This is a genomic window from Colwellia sp. MB02u-14, from assembly GCF_014076915.1.
In the GTDB taxonomy this organism is placed as follows: Bacteria; Pseudomonadota; Gammaproteobacteria; order Enterobacterales; family Alteromonadaceae; genus Colwellia_A.
The window spans coordinates 125,674-149,070 of the sequence record NZ_JACGUX010000079.1 but is presented as its reverse complement, the minus strand read 5'-3'; the positions used below and the strand labels follow the sequence as shown (position 1 = coordinate 149,070).

At 38.1% G+C, this 23,397-nt stretch carries 19 protein-coding genes and 1 pseudogene; all 20 read left to right on the top strand.

What is annotated here, in order from left to right; all coding sequences use genetic code 11:
• The first annotated feature begins 70 nt into the window (after positions 1-70).
• Positions 71-1,018 carry a chemotaxis protein gene (locus H4J52_RS11005; protein WP_182176999.1) on the top strand — a complete coding sequence of 316 codons (948 nt, stop codon included), beginning with the start codon at positions 71-73 and terminating at the stop codon, positions 1,016-1,018.
• 71 nt (positions 1,019-1,089) lie between these two features.
• A complete protein-coding gene (locus H4J52_RS11000) occupies positions 1,090-1,923 on the top strand; it encodes a protein-glutamate O-methyltransferase CheR (protein WP_182176998.1) in 834 nt (277 codons plus the stop codon).
• A gap of 67 nt (positions 1,924-1,990) precedes the next feature.
• Positions 1,991-2,392: a flagellar basal body rod protein FlgB gene (flgB, locus tag H4J52_RS10995; RefSeq protein ID WP_182176997.1), complete on the top strand. Its 402-nt coding sequence runs from the start codon at positions 1,991-1,993 to the stop codon at positions 2,390-2,392.
• A 2-nt stretch (positions 2,393-2,394) separates the two neighbouring features.
• Complete coding sequence (flgC, locus tag H4J52_RS10990) at positions 2,395-2,814, top strand: flagellar basal body rod protein FlgC (RefSeq protein WP_182176996.1); 420 nt, start codon at positions 2,395-2,397, stop codon at positions 2,812-2,814.
• A 21-nt stretch (positions 2,815-2,835) separates the two neighbouring features.
• Positions 2,836-3,522, top strand: a complete 687-nt coding sequence (locus tag H4J52_RS10985; RefSeq protein ID WP_182176995.1) for a flagellar hook assembly protein FlgD — start codon at positions 2,836-2,838, stop codon at positions 3,520-3,522.
• A gap of 91 nt (positions 3,523-3,613) precedes the next feature.
• A complete protein-coding gene (gene flgE / locus H4J52_RS10980; protein WP_182176994.1) occupies positions 3,614-4,990 on the top strand; it encodes a flagellar hook protein FlgE in 1,377 nt (458 codons plus the stop codon).
• Between the two features lie 302 nt (positions 4,991-5,292).
• The gene (gene flgF / locus H4J52_RS10975; RefSeq protein WP_182176993.1) at positions 5,293-6,036 is read left to right on the top strand and encodes a flagellar basal-body rod protein FlgF; all 744 of its coding nucleotides are present in this window, start codon (positions 5,293-5,295) and stop codon (positions 6,034-6,036) included.
• Positions 6,037-6,064: 28 nt separating this feature from the next.
• On the top strand, positions 6,065-6,853 hold the full coding sequence (gene flgG / locus H4J52_RS10970) for a flagellar basal-body rod protein FlgG (RefSeq protein ID WP_182176992.1): 789 nt from the start codon (positions 6,065-6,067) through the stop codon (positions 6,851-6,853).
• Positions 6,854-6,870: 17 nt separating this feature from the next.
• Entirely contained in the window at positions 6,871-7,554 is a 684-nt protein-coding gene (flgH, locus tag H4J52_RS10965) for a flagellar basal body L-ring protein FlgH (RefSeq protein WP_182176991.1), read from the top strand.
• A gap of 35 nt (positions 7,555-7,589) precedes the next feature.
• Positions 7,590-8,714: a flagellar basal body P-ring protein FlgI gene (locus tag H4J52_RS10960; protein WP_182176990.1), complete on the top strand. Its 1,125-nt coding sequence runs from the start codon at positions 7,590-7,592 to the stop codon at positions 8,712-8,714.
• Between the two features lie 15 nt (positions 8,715-8,729).
• Complete coding sequence (gene flgJ, locus H4J52_RS10955; RefSeq protein WP_182176989.1) at positions 8,730-9,842, top strand: flagellar assembly peptidoglycan hydrolase FlgJ; 1,113 nt, start codon at positions 8,730-8,732, stop codon at positions 9,840-9,842.
• 238 nt (positions 9,843-10,080) lie between these two features.
• A complete protein-coding gene (flgK, locus tag H4J52_RS10950) occupies positions 10,081-12,081 on the top strand; it encodes a flagellar hook-associated protein FlgK (RefSeq protein ID WP_182176988.1) in 2,001 nt (666 codons plus the stop codon).
• A 12-nt stretch (positions 12,082-12,093) separates the two neighbouring features.
• Entirely contained in the window at positions 12,094-13,350 is a 1,257-nt protein-coding gene (gene flgL / locus H4J52_RS10945) for a flagellar hook-associated protein FlgL (protein WP_182224695.1), read from the top strand.
• 218 nt (positions 13,351-13,568) lie between these two features.
• Positions 13,569-15,011 (top strand): flagellin, encoded by a 1,443-nt coding sequence (locus H4J52_RS10940; RefSeq protein ID WP_182176986.1) that lies wholly within the window; start codon positions 13,569-13,571, stop codon positions 15,009-15,011.
• A gap of 356 nt (positions 15,012-15,367) precedes the next feature.
• Positions 15,368-15,730: pseudogene (locus H4J52_RS20480) on the top strand (flagellin); the annotation flags it as partial.
• Positions 15,713-16,840: a flagellin gene (locus tag H4J52_RS10935; RefSeq protein WP_404851829.1), complete on the top strand. Its 1,128-nt coding sequence runs from the start codon at positions 15,713-15,715 to the stop codon at positions 16,838-16,840. The pseudogene H4J52_RS20480 and the gene H4J52_RS10935, both read left to right, overlap by 18 nt.
• A gap of 372 nt (positions 16,841-17,212) precedes the next feature.
• Positions 17,213-18,655: a flagellin gene (locus H4J52_RS10930; protein ID WP_182176984.1), complete on the top strand. Its 1,443-nt coding sequence runs from the start codon at positions 17,213-17,215 to the stop codon at positions 18,653-18,655.
• A 178-nt stretch (positions 18,656-18,833) separates the two neighbouring features.
• The gene (locus H4J52_RS10925; RefSeq protein ID WP_182176983.1) at positions 18,834-19,229 is read left to right on the top strand and encodes a flagellar protein FlaG; all 396 of its coding nucleotides are present in this window, start codon (positions 18,834-18,836) and stop codon (positions 19,227-19,229) included.
• Between the two features lie 29 nt (positions 19,230-19,258).
• The gene (fliD, locus tag H4J52_RS10920) at positions 19,259-20,995 is read left to right on the top strand and encodes a flagellar filament capping protein FliD (protein WP_182176982.1); all 1,737 of its coding nucleotides are present in this window, start codon (positions 19,259-19,261) and stop codon (positions 20,993-20,995) included.
• A gap of 266 nt (positions 20,996-21,261) precedes the next feature.
• Complete coding sequence (locus H4J52_RS10915; protein ID WP_182224693.1) at positions 21,262-23,262, top strand: motility associated factor glycosyltransferase family protein; 2,001 nt, start codon at positions 21,262-21,264, stop codon at positions 23,260-23,262.
• Positions 23,263-23,397 lie beyond the last annotated feature (135 nt).

Below are 23,397 nucleotides of genomic sequence, written 5' to 3'. Positions count from 1 at the left end.
CGTCGACTATGTATATATAAGCACAATCAAGAAGTGTGCCTTTTTGTGAATTAAGTAAAATGAGGTTTGTATGGCAGGAATTTTAGACTCAGTAAATCAACGTACTCAGTTGGTTGGGCAGAATAGGCTTGAATTATTACTTTTTCGTTTAATAGGGTCACAACGCTTTGGCATTAATGTTTTCAAAGTACGCGAAGTCATGCCTTGTCCGCGTTTAACCTTACTTCCTGGGCAAGATTCTTTCATTAAAGGTGTTGCACATATTCGTGGGCAAACCATTTCAGTGATTGATTTAAGTAAATCTACAGGTGGACCAGAAATAATTCCTGATGAAAACTCTTTTGTTATTATTGCTGAGTATAATCGTAGCGTACAAGGGTTTTTAGTTGGAGGCGTTGAGAGAATAGTCACGTTGAGCTGGAAAGATATTATGCCACCTCCAGAAGGTACTGGTAAGTCTAGTTATTTAACAGCGGTTACTGAAATAGATAAAAAAATGGTTTCTATTTTAGATGTAGAAAAAATTCTAAATGAAATTAGCCCCATTTCAACTGAATTAAGTGAAGATGTTGCTGATGCAACTGTTGGCGAAAGTCTCGGCGAACGTGTCATTATGATCGCTGATGATTCAACCGTTGCACGAAATCAAGTAAAACGTGCTCTAGAGCCTTTGGGCTTAAATATGCTATTAGCTAAAAATGGCCAAGATGCTTTGGACCAATTACTCGTTTTAGATGCTGAATGTAAGGTATCAATCACTGAAAAAGTGGCTCTGCTGATATCAGATATTGAAATGCCTGAAATGGATGGTTATACCTTAACTGCAGAAATTAAAAATAATGACCGGCTTAAAGCTATGCCTGTTATCTTACACACCTCATTAAGTGGTGTCTTCAACAATGCCATGGTTGCAAAAGTAGGTGCAGAAGACTTTATTCCAAAATTTCATCCTGATGAATTAGCCACAGCAGTAAAGAAATGGTTAAAGAAAGATGAAATAGCGAAAGATGTCAATTAACCCGTAATTTTCTTTAGCGTATTTTATACCCAATAAACTAGCACAATAATAATTTAAGGTGGAATATCGTAGTGTCAGACCGACAGCTTGATGATAGCAGCTATCATCAGTTTAGAGTTTTTCTCGAGAAACAATGTGGCATCGTGTTAGGTGAAAATAAACAATACCTAGTAAAAAGCCGTTTGGCGCCTTTAATGGCTAAATTTGATGTTGCCACATTGGGTGACTTAGTCACTCGTACTCTCAGCCCTGTGGAAAGACAGTTGCGTGCGGCAGTCATAGATGCGATGACAACAAATGAAACTTTGTGGTTTCGTGATGAGTACCCCTTTGAACTGTTGAAAAAGCGCTTACTCCCAGAATTTAAAAATCAAAGAACGCCCTTAAAAATATGGTCTGCTGCAAGTTCTTCGGGGCAAGAACCTTACTCTATTGCGATGGCGGTACAAGAATTTAAACAAAGTAATCCTGGCGCGTTTTCTGGTGGTGTTCAAATTATTGGCACTGATATCTCAAATACGATGCTAGAGCATTGTAAATATGGTCATTATGACAGTTTAGCTTTGTCACGTGGTTTATCTGCCGAACGCAAAAGAATTTTTTTTGAAGATGGCGATAAAGGCATGTCAAAAGTTAAAGATTCAATTAAAAAAATGGTGAGTTTTAGACAACTTAACCTATTAAATAGTTATAGTTTAATGGGTAAGTTTGATATCGTTTTTTGTCGTAACGTATTGATTTACTTTGCACCTGAAATAAAAAAACAAATAATTTCTCAGTTTGAAGGCGTATTAAACCCTAAAAAATACCTCTTTCTTGGTGCGTCAGAATCACTCTCAGGTTTGAACCAAAATTTTGATATGGTTCGTTGTAATCCTGGCATTATTTACCAGAAAAAGAATTAACCTTCCTCAAAGATTCTACATGGCATAAATATTGTATGGTTATCTTCATTGATTTGGAGGTAACACTATGGCTATCAGTTTTGAAAAAGCACTTGGCATTCACCCACAAGCACTTGCCGTTCGTGCTCAGCGTGCAGAAGTTATTGCGAGTAATATCGCAAATGCAGATACACCTGGCTATAAAGCCAGAGGTATGGACTTTAATACGGCCCTAGCTCAAGCCTCCAGTAAACAACAATCAGGTATGTCTCGAACCCATGAAAAACATCTTGATGTTCGCACTGAACTAAACAATGGCGTGCAGTTTAGAACACCTAATCAACCAGATACAGGTGACGGTAATACTGTAGATGCACAAGTGGAACGAAACTTGTATCTAGAAAACTCAATGCAGTATCAAGCCAGCATTCAATTTCTTAGTAGTAAGATAAAAGGCTTGAAAAAAGCTATTACCGGATCGGGGCAATAATTATGAGCTTATTTAACGTATTTACTATATCTGGCACGGGTATGAGCGCTCAATCTGTGCGCTTAAATACCACAGCAAGTAATATTGCTAATGCTGATAGTGTTAGCAGCAGTGTTGATCAAACTTATCGAGCACGGCACCCTGTTTTTGCCGCAGAGATGCAAAAAGCTGCCGCTGGACAAGATAGCTCAGGAGTGGGTGTTAAAGTTTTAGGTATCGTGGAAAGCAATAAACCTTTAACCGTTGAACATAATCCAGGGCACCCAATGGCAGATAAAGATGGTTATATCTATAAACCAAACGTGAATGTGATTGAAGAAATGACCAATATGATTTCGGCATCGCGTTCGTATCAAACAAATGTTCAGTTGGCTGAATCAGCAAAAAACATGCTGAATAAAACCTTGCAGCTTGGCAAGTAACAATTAAAGGTGGAATGAAAAATGGAAACAGTTAGTGGAAGTAAACCTTTAGATGGCATGCGCTGGCAAAAGGAAGAAATAACAAAGTCTGACAACAACAAGGGCATGTTAACGCAAGAAGATTTTTTCGCATTGTTAACAAAAGAGCTCTCGCATCAAGACCCGACTAAGCCTGTTGAAAATAATGAGATGATTTCTCAAATGACTGCATTTTCAACCACTGACGGCGTGGCAACATTAAATGACCAATTTACGTCATTTGCCGCATCAATGTCATCTAGTCAAGCATTGCAAGCTTCTTCATTAGTAGGGCGTAGCGTATTAGTTGATGATAATGTTTTTGGTATGGCTGAAGGTGACAGTGTTAAAGGAAAAATGGTCACTGATAAGCCGGCTAGCAATGTTAATATTTATGTTGAAAATAAAGCAGGTGAACTTATTCAAACCGTTCCTGTTGGCAGTGTTGCCGCAGGAGACTTTACCTTTAGTTGGGACGGTAAAATGGCCAACGGAGAGCCGGCTAAAGAAGGTGCCTATCGTTTTAGAATCGCAGGTTTAGTTGATGGGCAAGCATCAGAGTTGCAAGCGATGACTTACCGTAAAGTCGATAGTGTGACGTTGGCAGGAGCAGGTGGAAATATTTTATTAAATCTTAATGGTGGCAGTTCCATGGCACTAGCAGATGTGGTGGAAGTATCAGAAGGATAAATTGAGCAATTCAATTTACGCCACTGTTATTTCAAGAAAGAGTGAATACTCGAAATAATTAAGATAAACAGTTTTTATATGAGGTGCAATTATGTCATTTAATATAGCGTTGAGCGGATTAAACGCTGCTCAAAAAGATTTGGATGTTACATCAAATAACATCGCCAATGTAAATACCACGGGTTTTAAAGAGTCACGTGCTGAATTTGTTGATGTGTATGCATCGTCTCTGCTTGCTTCGGGTAAAACTAAGGTTGGTGACGGTGTTTTGACGGCAGATGTTGCTCAGCAATTTTCCCAAGGGAGCATTCAATTTACTAACAATGCTTTAGATTTAGCAATTACTGGTAATGGTTTTTATGCAACAGTGCCTGAGATTGACAGTTTAGAAACTTCTTACACACGTGCGGGGCAATTTAAACTTAACGACAGTAATTTTGTTGTTAACTCCGGGGGTGGGTACTTATTGGGTTTTCCTGTTAATGCAGATGGTTCTTCTTCATCGGTGAGTTTAAGTACTGCTGAACCTATTTTAATTCCAACCTCTTCCGGTGCTCCAACACCGAGTAGCAAAGTAGATATTCGTATGAACCTACCTGCAGGAGATTCCTATATTACAGGGGCCCCTGGTAATTTTGATCCAAAAGATTCAGGCACTTTTAATCATTCTACTTCAGTGACTACTTTTGATTCACTAGGTGATAGTCATATTATGACTTATTATTTTGTTAAAGATAATCCATCAACCAATCCAAACGAGTGGATGATGTTTGCTGGTGTTGATGGGGTACCCGTTAACATTGTTGACCCTGTCGGTGGCTCAACAAACCCAGTAGGTGGTACTGTCTCTGGTGGGTTATTTCCTGGTGGTGTTGTCGGTGCCCGTTTAGAGTTTTCTAGTTCAGGAGACTTTGTTAATCAAATACCAACGCCAGCCGAAGGCGGTATTGTAACCGAACCACTCGGTGGTATTATTTTATCAAATGGTGCCGAGGCTTCTCAAACTATTGAGGTTGATTTTAACCTAGATGTTTTAGGGCCAAACCCAAATGAACCAACACAGTTTGCTTCAAACTTCGAAGTTACTGCACTAGAGCAAGATGGTTTAGCGGTAGGGCGATTAACGGGCATAGATATTGGCACCGACGGATTAATTCGAGCAACCTATAGCAACGGTACTTCTGCGCCATTATCACGTATTTCGTTAGTCAATTTTGCTAATGAGCAGGGGTTAACACAAATTGGTAACTCTTCTTGGAAGGAGAGTATCAGTTCGGGTGAAGCACTCGCAGGTGAAGCAGGTTCAGGTACTTTTGGTACGATTAATTCTTCGGCATTAGAGCAATCGAATGTTAACTTAACCACAGAATTAATTGACTTGATTTCCGCCCAGCGAAATTTTCAAGCGAACTCTCGTGCACTTGAAGTTGATAACCAACTCAATCAAACCATTTTACAAATACGATAAATAAATATTTAACGTAATTTAATCCTCACATAAACATAAAAATAAAGAGATAAAACATAGCCAGTGTTTTGTCTCTTTTTATCTTCATGAGTGGGACTTCTCAGACTTCCTATCTTTCAATACACTAGTACATCTATGTATATTAAAGGCCTATGGCAGCTATTAGGTGTTGCATTAGTATATTGCCGCATGTCTATGGCAAATAACGACAATAGCGCTTATCTTTTATTTCCTCTTTGTTATATTTCTTCTGGCACTGTTATTGCATTTCTAACGATAAGATACAATTTCAGAGAACTGTTATGGATAAAATGCTTTATATCGCAATGAGCGGTGCAAAACAAAATATGCAATCGCTTGCAATAAATGCTAACAACCTTGCCAATGCTAAGACGACTGGCTTTAAGGCTGACTTAGCACAAGCGCGTTCCATGCAAGCTTTTGGGGAAGGGTTATCTTCTCGCGTGTTTGCCATGACAGAGAAACCAAGCCAAAACTTTGACAGTGGCGCTTTAATGCAAACTTCTCGTGATTTAGATCTCGCCATTCAAGGACCTGGTTGGTTTGCTGTTCAGGCTGAAGATGGCAGCGAAGGTTATACGCGAAATGGCCAGTTTCGCCTTAACGAACAGGGGGCTTTAGAAACCGCTGAAGGTGAGCTCGTTATGGGGAATACTGGACCGATATTCTTACCACTCCCAGTTAACAACATTAATATCAGCAAAGATGGCACTATTATGGTTCAGCCTGAAGGAGCGCCAAGTTCTGTACAAGAAGAAGTTGGTCGAATCAAAATGGTGAATCCAAGAGTACAAGAGTTAGCCAAAGGTAATGATGGGTTGTTTCGCCGTAAAGACGGGCAAGATGAAGAGGCAAACATCAATGTCAAGGTAGAAAGTGGCATGGTTGAATCAAGTAATGTAAACCCTATTGGGGAAATGACCGCGATGATTTCATTGCAGCGTCAGTTTGAAATGCAATTAAAGTTAATGAAAACGGCCGAAGAGATTGATGCCAGTTCTGCATCTTTATTACGCGCTTTTTAATTTCAATAAATAATTTTTTAGGTGATTTATGAACCCAGCATTATGGATAAGTAAAACAGGATTAGATGCGCAAACTAAAGACATTGCGGTAATTTCTAATAATTTAGCGAACGCCAGTACCATTGGCTTTAAAAAAAGTCGTGCGGTATTTGAAGATTTACTCTATCAAACGATTAATCAGCCAGGTGGACGTTCAGCTCAAGATACCGAAATGCCATCAGGCTTGATGCTTGGCGCAGGTACAAAAGTGGTCGCTACACAAAAGATTCATACCCAAGGTGATATGCAAACCACAGATAACGCTTTAGATTTAATGATCCAAGGTGAAGGTTTTTTTGAAGTACAGCTACCTGATGGTACATCATCTTATTCACGAAATGGTCAGTTTACCATGGATGAAGAAGGCAATATGGTAACGCCAGGTGCTGGCTATTTAATACAGCCGCAAATAACGATTCCACCAGATGCTTTAAGTATTATTGTCTCACAAGATGGTGAAGTTTCTGTGACCTTGCAAGGGCAGCCGGATCCTGCTGTCGTGGGTCAAATCAACACAGTTAATTTTGTCAATCCTACGGGCTTACAGCCGATAGGACAAAATTTATATATTCAAACCGCGGTGAGTGGTGCACCACAAGAAGGGGTACCTGGCTTAGAAGGTTTTGGCATGATAGTTCAAGGTGCACTTGAAACATCGAACGTCAATACAACAGAAGAACTCGTTAATTTGATTGAAAGCCAGCGTGTATATGAAATGAACTCAAAAGTTATTTCAGCTGTGGATCAAATGCTTAGTTATATTAATCAGCAGTTATAGCGCTTAAGGAACTTCTTATGAAAACACTCTTAGCATTACTTATTCTGTCTTTATCAATGACGGGCTGTGCCAGTATTGAACAGGCAAAAACATTACCTGATGATCCCGATTTTGCGCCAATTATGCCAGAAATGGAAGAAGCGTCAATTATTCCAACGGGTTCACTCTTTAAGGTTAATTATGTCAATAATATCTATTCTGACTCAAAAGCGCACCGTGTTGGAGACATTATTTCAGTTATTTTGAATGAAAGTACCCAAGCGCAAAAGAGCGCTAAAACAGAGTTGAAAAAAGAAAATGGTGCCAGCTTAGACCCTATTATTGGTTTAGGTGGTGGTGCAGTAAACTTTAAAAATGATGCGATACAATTTGGCTATAATCAAGATTCTAATTTTAAAGGTGATTCAAAATCTAATCAAGGCAATAGCTTAAGTGGTGATATTTCTGTTCATGTTTTGCGAGTTTTACCGAACGGTAATTTGATGATCCGTGGTGAAAAATGGATGAGCTTAAATAACGGTGATGAATTTATTCGTTTAACCGGTGTTATTCGCGCACAAGATATTAGCGCAGGTAATACCATCATCTCTAGTAAAATTGCTAATGCTCGCATCGAATATGCAGGCACAGGCACTTTTGCTGATGTACAAGAACAAGGTTGGTTATCGAGTTTCTTTACTAGCTCTTGGTGGCCACTGTAGCGTTAACTCAACGTAGACTTTCAATAGGTATTATTATGAAAAATCTTCCGACAAACATAAAAGTGACTTTATTAGTTGTATCACTTTTACTTAGCTCGATGAGCTATGCGCAACGAATCAAAGATTTAGCCGATGTTGCAGGTGTGCGCAGTAATCAGCTAATAGGGTACGGTTTAGTGGTTGGTTTACCTGGGACAGGTGAACAAAGTCCTTTTACAGAGCAAAGTTTTAAAACGATGTTAAGTAATTTTGGTATTACTATGCCAGCAAATTTAAAACCAAAGATTAAAAACGTTGCTGCGGTGGCTGTTCATGCCGAATTACCTGCGTTCACTAAACCTGGGCAAAGAATAGATATTACTGTTTCCTCTATGGGCAGTGCTCAAAGTTTGCGTGGCGGTACATTAATACAAACTATTTTGATGGGTATTGATGGAAATGCTTATGCGGTAGGTCAAGGTAGTTTAGTCGTTAGTGGCTTGGGTGCAGAAGGTTTAGATGGTTCAAAAGTTATTGTAAATACGCCAACAGTTGGTCGTATTCCAAATGGTGCTACGGTCGAACGAGAAGTTATTTCACCTTTTACTAACGGTGATTATATTACTTTTAATCTTCGAGATTCTGACTTTAGTAGTGCGAGAAGTCTAGAACGAGTCATTAATAGTGAATTCGCTAATATTAATGATCCGGCAACTTTTATTGCACGTGCTATAGATGCAACCTCAATTCAAGTGAACGCACCAAGAGATGCAAGCCAAAGAGTGAGTTTTTTGGCAGCATTAGAAAACCTAGAGTTTGAGCCTTCACGTCCAGCCGCAAAAGTTATTGTCAACTCAAGAACCGGCACTATCGTTATCGGTTCTGATGTGCGTTTGTTACCAGCAGCCATCACTCATGGTGGGATCACCGTTACGATTAATGAAACTCAAGATGTCTCCCAGCCTAATGCCTTTGCTGATGGTAATGCCGTTGCAACAAATCAATCGATAGTCAACGTTAACAAAGACGATAACAGAATGTTTGTTTTTAACCCCGGTGTAAGCTTAGATACCCTGGTTCGTGCTATTAACGAAATTGGCGCTGGCCCTGGTGATGTTATGGCAATATTAGAAGCCTTATCACAATCGGGTGCACTTCGAGGAGAATTGATCATTATTTAATGATCATTATCGCTTATGACTTCACCGACTCAATCTTCATTATCTTCATTTTCACCGCAAGCATCGGTGACAGCTAACTCGCAGAATTTCTTAGACATCAATGGCTTGAATTCTATTCGCCAGCAGTCTAAAGAAACTGATAAAGGCTCCAAAGATGCAGCATTGCAGACAGCTGCTAAGCAGTTTGAAGCGATTTTTATGCAAATGCTGATGAAAAGCATGCGTAAAGCGCAAGAGGTTTTAGAGTCGGATAGTCCATTTAATTCTGAAAGTACAAAATTCTACCGTGATATGCACGACCAACAAATGTCACTAGAGTTATCAAATAATGGCTCATTAGGTTTATCTGATTTAATTGTTCGCCAATTAGGGGGTGATACTGAAAGTTTCACCCCACAGTCTTTTTTACGCAGCGATACTCGCTTTAGTAAAAATAATGGCTTATTAACTGAAGATGTTAATCAAGGAAAATCTATTGTCGCAGAAGGGATCCTTATTTCTGCAAAAGATCGTCAAACTAATGACTCTGGCGATCATCAAGCTAACAACCAAAACACATTATTTAGTATGCCACAACGCGCCCCGTCATCATTAAATGGTACGAGTGTGTTAAATGATAAACCATCAGTTTATGAAACACTTGCACTACAAGAACCTCAGTATAAGCAACCGAAAGATTTTGTAACTGCATTGGTCAAAGACGCTAAACGTGTTGAAGAAAAGCTTAATGTACCTTTTGAAGTGGTTATTGCTCAGGCGGCATTAGAAACTGGCTGGGGACAAAAAATCATCAAAACTGAAAATGGTCAAAGTTCTAATAACCTATTTAACATCAAAGCAGATAAACGTTGGGATGGCGACAAAACCAATAAAGAAACACTTGAATTCGAACAAGGTGCAATGGTTAAAAAACGTGAACCGTTTAGAGTCTATGAAAGCATTGGTGACAGTGTTAATGACTATATTCACTTCCTTTCAAATAGCGACCGCTATAAAGACGCATTAGATAAAGCTAGCGATGAAAAAACCTTTTTAAACGGCTTGCAACAAGCAGGTTATGCCACTGATCCTAGTTATGCTAAAAAAATATTGAGTACATTAAATACAGTTAAGAAACTGCTTCAATAGTTTTTTTATTCTTAGTATTGATATCTGAGCTTCCAGTGAGAAGTTTCATGGATATAGGTATTACCTCCATTTACAATTTTTTTCTCTCATAATTCCTGACTTTATTTTTCTTGGCATTATTTATGCATACAAGTAGCTATTGGTCGTGTTAATTCACTTAGTTTTGACACTTTTTAGTTAATAATTTAAATGATATGCATGGACGTTTAGTCTTACTTATTGTTTAGGAGTTTATGTTATGGCTGTCAGTTTGTATCAAACAGGTGTAAGTGGTCTATTGGCTGCTCAGCAACACTTAGCGACGACGGGCCATAATATCTCCAATGTTAATACTGATGGTTACACTGTTCAGCGTGGTGAGCAAGCTGCTTCAATAGGAGATACAAGTGGACGGAATTATATAGGAACTGGAACGTATGTTTCTGACATTTCAAGAGTATTCAGTTCATTTACTTATAAAGAGCAAACAGTTACAGCAAACAACGCAAGTTATAGTAGCAAACTTAGTAGTCAGCTTAATGAACTTGATCAAACCATGAGTATTTATGGTGGCCAGGTTGAATCCTCTTTAGACAATTTTTACCGTTCATTACATAGTATTTCAGATAAACCAGAAGATACTTCTCTACGAAAAATGGCATTAGATCAAGCGCAAACAATAACAAATGATATTAAAAATCTACAAGGACGAATAACAGGAACTCAGAAGTTAATTAATAATGAGTTTTCTCAAATGGCTGACCGTATATCTATGCTTGCAGTAGACATTAGCAAAATTAATAGCAAAATATCTTCTAGTTACAGCGAGAATAATGTCGGGCAAAATAATGATTTATTAGACCAAAGAGAACGCTTGTTAAGCGAATTAAATGAACTAGTAAAAGTGGATACAGTAACAGACAAATCTGGTGTTATGACCGTAATGATAGGTAATGGTAAAACATTAGTAGCAGGAATTACGCCTTTATCAATGTATGTAACAGCTGGTGATCCTGATCCATCAGAAAATCAGTTAGCAATTAGTAATGGTAAAAGTACTTTATCATTAGAAGGGAGTTATTTAGGTGGACAATTAGGTGCTTTAGCTGACTTTAGAGGCACTCATCTAAAAAGAGCTTCATCTGAAATTGATCTTCTTGCTGTGGGAATTAGCCAAACAATAAACCAGTCACAATCTGAAGGGTTAGATTTAAACCAGCTTCAGGGTACTGATATTTTTTCTGATATTAATAGTGGAGCTCTGCCAACAGAACGTGTTTTAGCACACTCGGCTAATAATGTTAGTAACCCGACTCCATTGATTGCTCAAGTAACTATTACTGACGTTTCTCAATTATCTACAGATGAATATGAAGTCATCTATGATGGTGCTAATTACAATTTAAACAACCTAACGACGGGGGCATCTAATACTTTGGGTGTAATAGGTGCAGGGCCATTTACTTTACCGGGATTAGGTTTTCAGTTTGAAGAAAATTCGGGAACACCACAAGCAAATGATCGTTTTTTAGTTCGCCCACTACAAAATAGTGCCGAAAGAATGAATATTGAATTGAAAGATCCTCAATCAATTGCGGCAAGCAGCCCTATAGATGTTACGGCTAATGATAATAATGTGAGTTCAGGCTCTGTAACTATTTCAAAAGTTACTGATCCGATTGCAGCTCGTACACAAGTTATGGCTACATTTCCATCATTAACGGTTGATGTTTATGAAGATAATCTTTCACCAGGAATATTCCAATATAGAGTATTTGATACATCCAGCCCACCACCTGCTGCTCCTTTAGCTTCAGGTTCATACCTTACTGGTGGTACTGCTACTGTTGCACTGTCTGGTTATGAAATTGAAATTACAGGAAAACTCTCGGGTTTAGGGACTGATGCCAGAGAAAAATTTGTTATTGGTGATGCTTTTGGTGTTGGCAATGGTAACAATATGTTGGATATGGCAGGAACACAAAATTCCAGCGTTTTAAATGATACACAGACGTTTTCTCAATTTCTGACAAGTAGTGTTTCTGTTGTCGGCTCGGAAGCTGCATCATTAGAAAGTCAATTGGAAACGGACGTCGCCATGGCTAACCAAGCAATTAGTCGGCATCAGTCTATTTCAGGTGTAAACCTCGATGAAGAAGCAGCGAACATGTTGAAATATCAAAAGGCATATCAAGCTTCAGCGAAAGTCATCAGTATTGCTAACACTCTATTTGACACTATTTTGTCATCACTTCGTTAGAAGGTATTAATTATGAGAATTTCTACTTCACAGTTTTATCAAATTAGCGCCAACAGCATGAGTAAAATGCAGTCTGACTTACAAGATCAGGTTAAATATTTGTCTGCAGGCAAACAAGTTCTAACCGCTAAAGATGCGCCAATACAAAATATATCGTTAGGTGGCATTAAAGAAGAGTTACGTTCAATTGAACGTTTTGAAACGAATATTACGCAGGCGGTAAATCATAACAACCGACAGGAAGTTTCGTTGTCCAATACCCAAGACGTATTGATGCAAGTTCAAGACATTTTTATTCAGGCTAATAATGGTGCATATGATGATGAGAATTTGAAATCTTTGTCTGCGCAGCTTAAATCAAACCTAGAACAATTAGTAGATATAGCCAACACAAAAAACGAAACCGGAGAATATATCTTCTCGGGGTTTCAAGTCGATCAACGTCCTTTTAGTGCTGGACCTGATAATCAGGTTACCTATTTAGGTGATAATAAAATCGCTGAATTGCAAATTTCTACAAATATTCGGGTGACTAAAAATACACCTGGCGATGATATATTCATGAACATTGATAATAGTGTTGGAGACTTTATTCCCAGTGCTATTCAAAACCTGACACCACCTGCGGACCCTGATCCAGAAGAACCTTATATTTACGTTGAAAGTGCTAAAATTGTTGATCGACAAGCTTATAACGCGGCAGCAATGACACCCAACTTAACCTTTGATTTTACAGATACAGATGCTGACGGTGTGGTTGACGACGTTACTATAACCGATGGTGCAGCCGTGGTATCTCACGGGCCAGTTCCCTTTGTTGCAGGGCAAACGATTGCCTTCAATGGTATGGAAGTTGAGTTAGACGGCAACCCGTTGCCGGGGGATCAGTTTTCGCTCACACCACAAGAAAAAGTAAGTGTGTTTGATACGTTAAAGTCAGCTATTGATTGGATTGATAACTCTATTGAAGGTACTGATGATCCAAAACAACTTCAAGTTGATTATAAGTACTTACTAACACAACTTGATGGTGCTTTTGGTCACATAACAAGTAAAAGAGCTGAAGTGGGTATAACTCTAAATAAGATTGACGTACAGCGTAATGTCGCCCTGGACTTAAGTGTGATGCTGCAATCATCTAGAGGGAAAATAGAAGATTTAGATTTTGCTAGTGCAGTGTCTTTATTTGAACAGCAAAAAATGTCACTACAGGCAACACAGCAAACATTTAAACAAATTGAAGGGTTAAGTTTATTTAATTACATTTAACTGATTTTGGCATAGCTATTGCTTATCTAAACGTAAGGATGAGTTATCGACAGAATAATGTCCACTAGACTGTCGGGATAAGTTAATAATCACTTAAGAAGTAGATGATGAAAATTTATGGGTTAATTAACTCTCTAGAGTACAACCCTCTGTTAGTAAAACAGAAGCTTGAAATATATAAGCTTCTAATAGCATTTTAAATAATTAGGAGCACTATTATGGCTTTATCAGTAGTAACAAATACCGCGTCATTAAACGCACAACGGAACTTAAGTAAATCAGGTGAAGGTTTAGCAACATCAATGCAACGCTTATCATCAGGTATGCGTATCAATAGCTCGAAAGATGATGCAGCAGGTATGCAAATTGCTAATCGCCTGACCTCACAGATTAACGGCTTAGGTGTTGCGCAGCGTAATGCTAACGATGGCATTTCAATGGCGCAAACGGCTGAAGGTGCAATGCAAGAATCTTCTGCTATTTTACAACGTATGCGTGACTTATCTTTACAATCAGCGAATGGCTCAAATGGTTCAGAAGATAGAGCTGCCCTGCAGAAAGAAATGGGTGCATTGCAGCAAGAATTAACACGTATCGCTGAAACAACTAAATTTGGCGCAACGAGTTTATTGGATGGTACTTTTGGTACTAAGCAATTCCAAGTAGGCGCTAATGCTAATGAAACGATTAATGTCTCTTTGGGTAATACATCAGCTGATGCGATTGGCGCTCATGAAATTAAAGGTCCTGGCGCAGTTGCATCTCTTGGTTTAGGTGACGTACAAACTACTTCGCTAGATAATAACCATAATACAACGGCAGATACATTAAATATAAATGGTTCAACAATGGCTGTGGGTGCGGGATCTGGTGCAGCGACCATTGCTGATACTATCAATGGTTTAGGTAATGGCGTTAATGCTGAAGCAAAGCTAGAAACAAATATTTCTGGTATCTCAGCTGCAAGTACTGCAGTGATAAACATAGATAAAGGTGCTGCTACCAATGATTCTTACGATTTAGGCACTTATGGTGGAGATTCAGCTCGTTTAGCTGAAGATATGCAGGCTGATGGTTATGATGCGATCTATGATTCCTCCACTGATACCATAACATTTAAAGCAACGGATGTTGATGGTATGGATGTTACTGGGACAGACGGAAGTGGGTTTTCGGTTGGTGGAACTTCAGTTACTACAACGGCTAACCCTATCAGTGTTTCTTCAGAGCTTAATTTATCATCTGCGAATAAAATTGGTATTTCAGGCTCTACTGCTAATGAAATTTTTGGTAAAGGTGGTACAGTAGCTGTTCAATCAACGGGTGGCTCTAGTGGCTTGTCTAGCGTTGAGTCAATTGATATTTCAGGTGTCGATTCCGCTGGTGCTCAATCAGCGCTTAAAACTATTGATGCGGCATTAGCTCAAATTGATTCTAGTCGTGCTGATTTAGGTGCGGTGCAAAATCGTTTTAGTCATACCATTAGTAATTTAGCGAATGTTGCAGAAAATGTAACAGCCTCTCGAAGCCGTATTCAAGATACTGATTTTGCTTCTGAAACTGCCCAAATGACTAAAAACCAAATATTACAGCAAGCTGGAACGACTATTTTATCGCAAGCTAATCAAATACCACAAGCGGCTACCAGTTTACTCGGTTAAGCTAAAAGCTAATGTTATTAATAATATAAAGTATTATGAGAATAAAGGAGGCCAAATGGCCTCCTTTTTTATTGGCTTTTATTTATGAGTACTAATTTTAGCTAGGCTAGGGAAGTTATTGACGGTTTTTAATTCAAACTGAAATTTGAAATAGAATAATAATGTCAATTTAATGGCTATAAAGTAAGCAATAATGTTTGTCGTTATGTATGCACAGTATATCGTTTTTTTTTATTTTAAGTCGTTGTTATTTAAGGCTTAAGATTTATTGGCCTACTTTGTGCTAACTGTATAAGTATGAAAGAAGCTAACGAGTTGTAACGAGCTTCTATGTGTAAAAATATTAGGAGAACATTATGGCCTTATCAGTTATAACGAATACGGCATCATTAAATGCGCAAAGAAACTTGTCTAAATCGGGAGAGGGCTTAGCAACATCCATGCAGCGCCTATCATCGGGTATGCGTATTAATAGTGCAAAAGATGATGCAGCAGGTATGCAGATTGCGAACAGATTAACTTCGCAAGTCAATGGGCTTGCGGTTGCTCAGCGTAATGCTAATGATGGTATATCGATGGCGCAAACGGCAGAAGGTGCAATGCAAGAGTCATCAAGTATTTTACAGCGGATGCGAGATCTGTCTTTGCAATCAGCAAATGGCTCAAATAGTGCTGACGACAGGTCAGCATTACAGAAAGAGATGGGGGCTTTGCAGCAAGAGCTTACCCGTATTTCAGAAACAACAAAGTTTGGCTCAACCAGCTTGCTTGATGGAAGTTTTGGTACAAAACAATTCCAAGTGGGGGCGAATGCTAACGAAACGATTAATGTCACATTAGGTAATATGGCTGCCGACAGTATCGGAGCACACCAAATCAGGGGTGGAGGCACTACAGGTACACCCGCTACTAATATTGGTGATGTTGAGGCGGCACTATTACCTGCAAATATGGGAACAACAGGTGATACTTGGAGTATAAATGGTACCTCAGTCACCTATGCGGGTGGCGATGGTGCCTCAAGTATAGCCAAAAAAATCACTGATGCTTCAACGGGTGTAAACGCCCAAGCCGTGTTAAAAACACGTATTCAAGGTCTTTCAACGGCAGACGCAGGTACATTTAATATTTTTAAGGAGGGTAGCATAGAGGACACCTTTCAGTTAGCTTCGTATGGCGGAGATATGGAGCGTTTAACAGAAGACTTACAAGCTGCTGGGTATAACGCTGTATTTGATGGAACCCTAAACGGTGGGCTTGGCGCTATTGATGTTGTTGCGACGGATATTGACGGTTTTGAAGTTACGGCTTCAGCAGTGGGTTCTATTGAAATGGGACCTGCTGGAAGTATGCTTACTTCGGGTGCAGGCCCCCTTTCTCATTCAGCCGAATTACAATTATCGTCATCAGACAAAATTGGCATCTCAGGTGCTACGGTAAATCAAATACTAGGCCAAGGTTTTGGTGGCAATAACATCACTGCTACGGGTGGTTCAAGTGCTTTGAACTCAGTTGAATTTATCGATATTTCAGGTGTTACTTCTGAAAACTCTCAGTCGGCTGTTGAGGTGATTGATGCGGCCTTGGCGCAAATTGATTCTAACCGGGCAGCGCTGGGTGCGGTACAAAATAGGTTTAGCCATACCATTAGCAACTTGGCGAATGTACAAGAGAATGTTTCAGCATCTCGAAGTCGAATTCAAGATACGGACTTTGCTAAAGAAACTGCTGTTATGACCAAAAACCAGATATTACAACAAGCTGGCACAAGTATTTTGTCGCAAGCGAATCAAATACCACAATCGGCAATTAGCTTGTTGGGTGGTTAACTTCAACTTTTACTATAGTACGCCTCTAAGTTTTATACAAAACCAAGCATTTAACGTGCTTGGTTTTTTTATACAAATTAAAACTTAAATATATGAAATATAAAACACTTGAGCTGAAATAATGATGTTTTATACTACATTGTTTTTAAATGGAAAATACACTAACGAACGACTGATGCAATTTTATTTTAGGGTTTACATTATTTTTTTTATTTATTTTGACAAAAAAAACTAAAGTTAATTTATAGGCTGCCGTTAACTTATGTAGAATGGAGCTGTATTGATTGATTTATTGGTAACCTTACCGACAAGTCAACGGCTTCTGGTTCATATAACTAACTAAATATTACATTTTGTAATCAGGAGTTTATCATGGCTTTATCAGTAATCACGAATACAGCGTCATTAAACGCACAACGTAACTTAAGTAAATCAGGTGAAGGTTTAGCAACGTCAATGCAACGTTTATCATCAGGTATGCGTATTAACAGCGCAAAAGATGACGCAGCTGGCATGCAAATTTCTAATCGTTTAACCTCTCAGGTTAATGGTTTAGGTGTTGCTCAGCGTAACGCTAACGATGGTATTTCAATGGCGCAAACGGCTGAAGGTGCAATGCAAGAATCTTCGGCGATATTACAACGTATGCGTGATTTGTCTTTACAATCAGCTAACGGTTCTAATGGTGCTGATGACCGAGCAGCACTTCAAAAAGAAGTGGGCGCTCTACAGCAAGAATTAACACGTATTGCTGAAACTACACAATTTGGCTCAACTAAACTACTTGATGGTGATTTTGGTACTAAACAATTTCAAATTGGTGCAAATGCTAATGAAACAATCAATGTGACATTGGGCGATGTTTCTGCTGATGCGATTGGCGCTCATGAAATTAAAGGTCCTGGTGCAGTTGCATCTCTTGGTTTAGGTGACGTACAAACGGTTTCGTTAGATAATAACCATAATACAACCGCAGATACGATAAATCTAAATGGTTCAACGATGGCTGTGGGTGCGGGCACTGGCGCAGCGACCATTGCTGATACTATCAATGGTTTAGGTAATGGTGTTAATGCCGAAGCAAAGTTAGAAACAAGTATTTCTGGTATCAACGCCGCAAGTACTGCAGTGATAAACATAGATAAAGGTGCTGCTACCAATGATTCTTACGATTTAGGCACTTATGGCGGAGACTCAGCCCGTTTAGCTGAAGACATGCAAGCCGATGGTTATGATGCTGTCTATGATTCCGCCACTGATACCATAACATTTAAAGCAACGGATGTTGATGGTATGGATGTTACTGGGACAGACGGAAGTGGGTTTTCGGTTGGTGGAACTACAGTTGGTACAACGGCTAACCCTATTAGTGTTTCTTCAGAGCTTAATTTGTCATCTGCGAATAAAATCGGTCTTTCAGGCTCTACTGCTAATGAACTTTTTGGTAAAGGTGGTACAGTAGCTATTCAATCAACTGGTGGTTCTAGTGCCTTAAGTAGCGTTGAGTCAATTGATATTTCAGGTGTAAATTCTGATGGAGCTCAGTCAGCACTTAAAACTATTGATGCGGCATTAGCTCAAATTGATTCTAGTCGAGCTGATTTAGGTGCGGTGCAAAATCGTTTTGGCCATACCATTAGTAATTTAGCTAACGTTCAGCAAAATGTATCAGATTCACGTAGCCGAATTCAAGATACTGATTTTGCTTCTGAAACCGCACAAATGACTAAGAATCAAATACTACAGCAAGCAGGTACGTCAATTTTGGCTCAGTCTAACCAGTTACCACAAGCGGCATTAAGCCTTATTGGTTAGTCGTTAATAGTTTTTAGGTTCAGGTTTAACCTAATCGAAGAAAAAGGAAGGAGCCCAATACTCCTTCCTTTTGTGCTTTTAAAATTAAAAGCACCGTTCATTGAACATGCTCTAATACAATGTTTTTTGCAAGATACTTGTAGCAGAGTATAACTAGATTTAAAGTGGGAGATATACAATGACTGCCATTCCAAATAGTACAGACATAGATTTATCTGGTTTAAAATCAGAGATGAAACATGATGTTAATTCATTCGTTAAAGTGGATGAAACCAAAAAAGATGAAATTGTAAAAGATGAACGAGTAAGTCAACAAGAAAGTGAAGATATAACGTATAGTAAACCTTTAAACAGTAAACAACTGGAAAAAGTGGCGCAGCAATTGCAGGATTTTGTTGGTGAATTAAATCGAAATTTAGAGTTTTCGGTAGACAAGGACTCGGGTCGCGACGTTATTAAAGTATTTGATAAGGGCACAGGTGACTTGATTAAGCAATTTCCTTCTGAAGAAGTACTTACGTTAGTGTCTAAACTGTCTGAAATGGTTGGCGGCTTTGTTAACACAAAAGTTTAAGTTAACACGTTAAAATAAGGATAATAATTATGGCGAGCATATCATTCACAGGAATAGGTTCTGGCCTTCAAGTCAGTGAAATAGTCGAAGCCATAGTTAATGCTGAAAAAGTTCCTTATGAATCGCGCGCAGCGCGTAAACAAGGTGCTTATACGACTGATATTTCTGCTGTAGGTGCCTTGAAGTCTTCACTGGAAGATGTCACAGCAGCCTTAGATAGTTTAGGAAATGTTGATGAATACCAGAAGCGTGCAATTACAGGGAGAGATGATTTTGTAAGTCTTTCTTCTGATAAAGAAGCTGAGGTAGGTAATTATTCAGTTAAAGTTGAAGCGTTAGCCACTCACCATAAATTACTGTCTTCAGCTATTGGCGCTGAAGAGGCTGTAGGAGAAGGTACTCTTTCGATAGCTTCGGGGGATAATGCCTTTGATATTGCGGTATCAGATACCGCCACGTTAAGTGAAATTCGTGATGCGATAAATGACAGTACTGATAATTCTACGGTTAGCGCGACTATTATTACTGACGATTCAGGCCAACATTTAGTGTTAAATAGCAAAAGTACAGGGTTAGATAATGCTATTACCGTTAATGTAGATGATACGGGTGATGTCAATAATAGTGACACTGCTGGTTTATCACGCTTAGCTTCCGACGCTACGAATAAATTAACCTCTGTAAATGGCTTTACTTCAACTGACACAACCGGATCTGGCACATTATCCTTTACCTCTAACGGTAATAGTTTTGATGTTACTGTTGGTGGTGCTGATACATTAGAAGACATCATGGGGGCAATTAATGATAACGGCGCAAACAGTTCAGTTAAAGCAAGTATATTCACCGATAACACAGGTGACCATCTGGTCTTTAGTAGCAGAGAATCGGGAAGTACTCATGCTATTACTGTAACCGCCGTAGATGATGATGGCGATAATAATGATACTGCTGGTATTTCACAGTTTGCTTCTGTGAACCAAACTGCCACTGCCAATATTCAAAATATGTCAGAAGTTGATGCGGCCACTGATGCTAAAATTACGATTGATGGAACTATTGTTGTTACGAATAGTACGAATGTTTTTGATTCAGTTATAGATGGTATTACTATTACGGCAAAAAAAGTCCAAGACGTTGATGACGATATCAGTAAGATTACGGTTTCTGAAGATAATAAAAATGTTGCTGCAGGTGTTGAGAGTTTTATCGGAAAATTTAATGCTTTGGTGGATATCAGTAATCAATTAGGTAAATCAGGTGAAGACGGGGCAGGAGCCTTAGCGGGAGATTCATTACTGCGTGGCGTTATGACAAAAATACGTAGTCAATTTAATCGAGAGTTTAGCGCAGGTGATGATACATTTACACTGTCACAACTTGGTATTCGTACTGAGCGCAATGGGCATTTAAGTTTAGATACTGAACAATTAAACAACCATATAGAAGAAAACCCCGATGCAGTACAAAGTTTCTTTATTGGTGGCGATGATGGTAAAACGGGTTTTGTTGCGAGTTTGAAAGAGTTCGTGGGGTTTTATACTGATTCAGACGGTTTAATTCAAAAGCGTATCGATGGAAAAGAGTCTCAAATTACTCGATTAAATTCTGATTTGGTAAGCTTTGGTGAGAAGATGGATTCTTTAGAGGCAAGGTTATTTGCTCAATATAATGCGATGGATTTGTTGGTTTCACAGTTAAATTCAACAAGTTCATATTTAACTTCCCAACTAGACAATATGCCTGGTGTTGTTAAAAAGTCTTAATCATACTATAAAATTATTACTTTAATCTGGTTGTTATAATACGGGTTAAAATAGTTAGTCATAAATTATTTATTTTATGCAGCCTCCTCTGCGGTTATCAATAAGACACCCCAATTTAAAACTTGAATTTAAAGCCCGAATTTAAGCTCAAACGATTAATTTTATATTTATTTATAGATTTTGGCTTGAATTTTGCTTGGTTTCTCCCATATAACCGTGTGAAAATAGATATAATTAATATATCAGCCGATAAGCTGGAGCAATCAATGGAAGACCAATTAGTTACAATTCAAAAAATGTTACTTCATACAACGTTACTTGCAAATCTTAATGCCCTAAAGGTATATATACCCGAAGTTTACGAAGAATTTAAAGATTATCAAATAGAAGGTTCTGGAGTTGCAATCGATGAAACAGGGAGTGCCAATTTTTTCAATAATGATAGATTTGTTTACGATAACCCAATAAATTTTGCAAAGCAGCAAGTTGAACTATTTATTAAACACCCTACGATGATTACTTATGCTTTAGATCATCAAGAAGATGAGAATGTGGTGTTTAAACACGCGGCAGTCTTAAAACAAATTATGCAAAAACGGCAAACTGATGTTAAGGATACAATTAAACGGCCAATAGATGACGATTGTATTGATTTTATTTGTATGATTGGTGCTGGCTTGGGGTATCAAATAGACGAATTATTCAAACAAAAGTCAGTTGTCAATTTTCTGTTGTGTGAGCCATCAAAAGATGCTTTTTTCGCGATGCTTCATTGTATTGAACTTAAGCCTATCATTGAAAAGTGTATAGGCTTAGGAGGGCGGTTTTCTGTTCGTATTGGAGGAAGTGCAGCGGGTATTGTAAATGCGGTTTCAAACATGCTTCATCAACAGGGACATTTCAATTTAAGCCGTTTTTTCCTATATCGCCACTATACGAGTGAAATGACTGATGCAACACTTAAGCTTTTTTATGAAATTGGTCATCGCTGGGGGGCTGGTTGGGGCTTTATGGAAGATGAAATTATTAGTATTACACACACATTAACTAATATTCAGTCTGGTTTTAAAATGTGTAAACAGACAAAAAGTATAGATAATCCTATTGCTGAAAAGCCAGTATTTATTGTTGCTAATGGACCTTCTTTAGATTCAAGCGTTGAGTATTTACAAAAAAATGCAGACAATATTATTATTGTTAGTTGCGGAACGGCCTTAAAAGCACTATTAACATATAATATTAAGCCAGATATTCATGTAGAAATGGAAAGAACAGCAGCATTACTTCCTTTTATTGAAGTGATAGAAAAACAACAAGAAACTCGTGATATTAAACTGAGAGATATTCAAATTATTGCTTTTAACACTGTGTATCCTGAGTTACTAAAGCGCTTCAAAAATCCATTGTTACTGACTAAACTTTCTGATGCTGGCGGTAAACTTATTCAACAATATGACAAACTTGATATGTATGCAGCACCTGAATATAGTAACCCAACGGTGAGTAATACTGCGTTAGCGATTATAACCTCTTTAGGTTTCAAAGAGATTTATTTTATTGGGGTCGATTTAGGGTATAAAAGTCAGACACATCATCATTCTAAAGAAAGTATCTATTATGATGAAGGTTTTACACCTGTTGCTGAACATAATGATGATATGAAAGTTGAAGGTAATTTTTCTGAAAGCGTATTTACCACTTCTATTTTTGATAGCTCTAGAGGAAACATGGAACTGCTCCTTGAAAGTCATCGTATTGCTAATGTTTACAACTGTTCTGATGGAGCAAAGATTCAGTATACAACACCAATGCTTTTAGACGATATTCCATCATTTGATGATTTTGATACTAAAAGCTTATCTTTACATGAATTATTAGCTAATGCTTTTGATAATCGACAGTTTAACGCAAAAAAACTAGATAAAGCGATTAAACAATCCTTTAAAGAAGTTAAAGTTATTTTAGAGCAGTTAATTGGGTTTACTTCGATGGATATCTCTACCAGAGAAGAGTTATCACAGCAATTTACGCTACAAAATACTTTGCTGATGAAATTAAAGTTTAACAAAAATTATCAAATGAGTTATTGGTTAATACAAGGAACTTTTAGATACTTTCAAGCGTACATCATGACAAATTGTTATTATTATGATGACCTAGAACAGCGAAAAGAGTTTATTAATTTTTGCTTAAATAAATTTAGAAAGCATCTCAATAGTCTTTATAAAGAGTTTTTAACTTCATATAATAAACCATCTAAAATCTAACATAAAAAAATCATAAACAATATGAGATGGCATATTGTTTACATTTACTCATGGGAAATCTTGTTTTTGTGCATTTATTGCACTAACAAGTGTACTGAAATACATTATAGTAATCCCGTTAAAACCTGTTTGTTG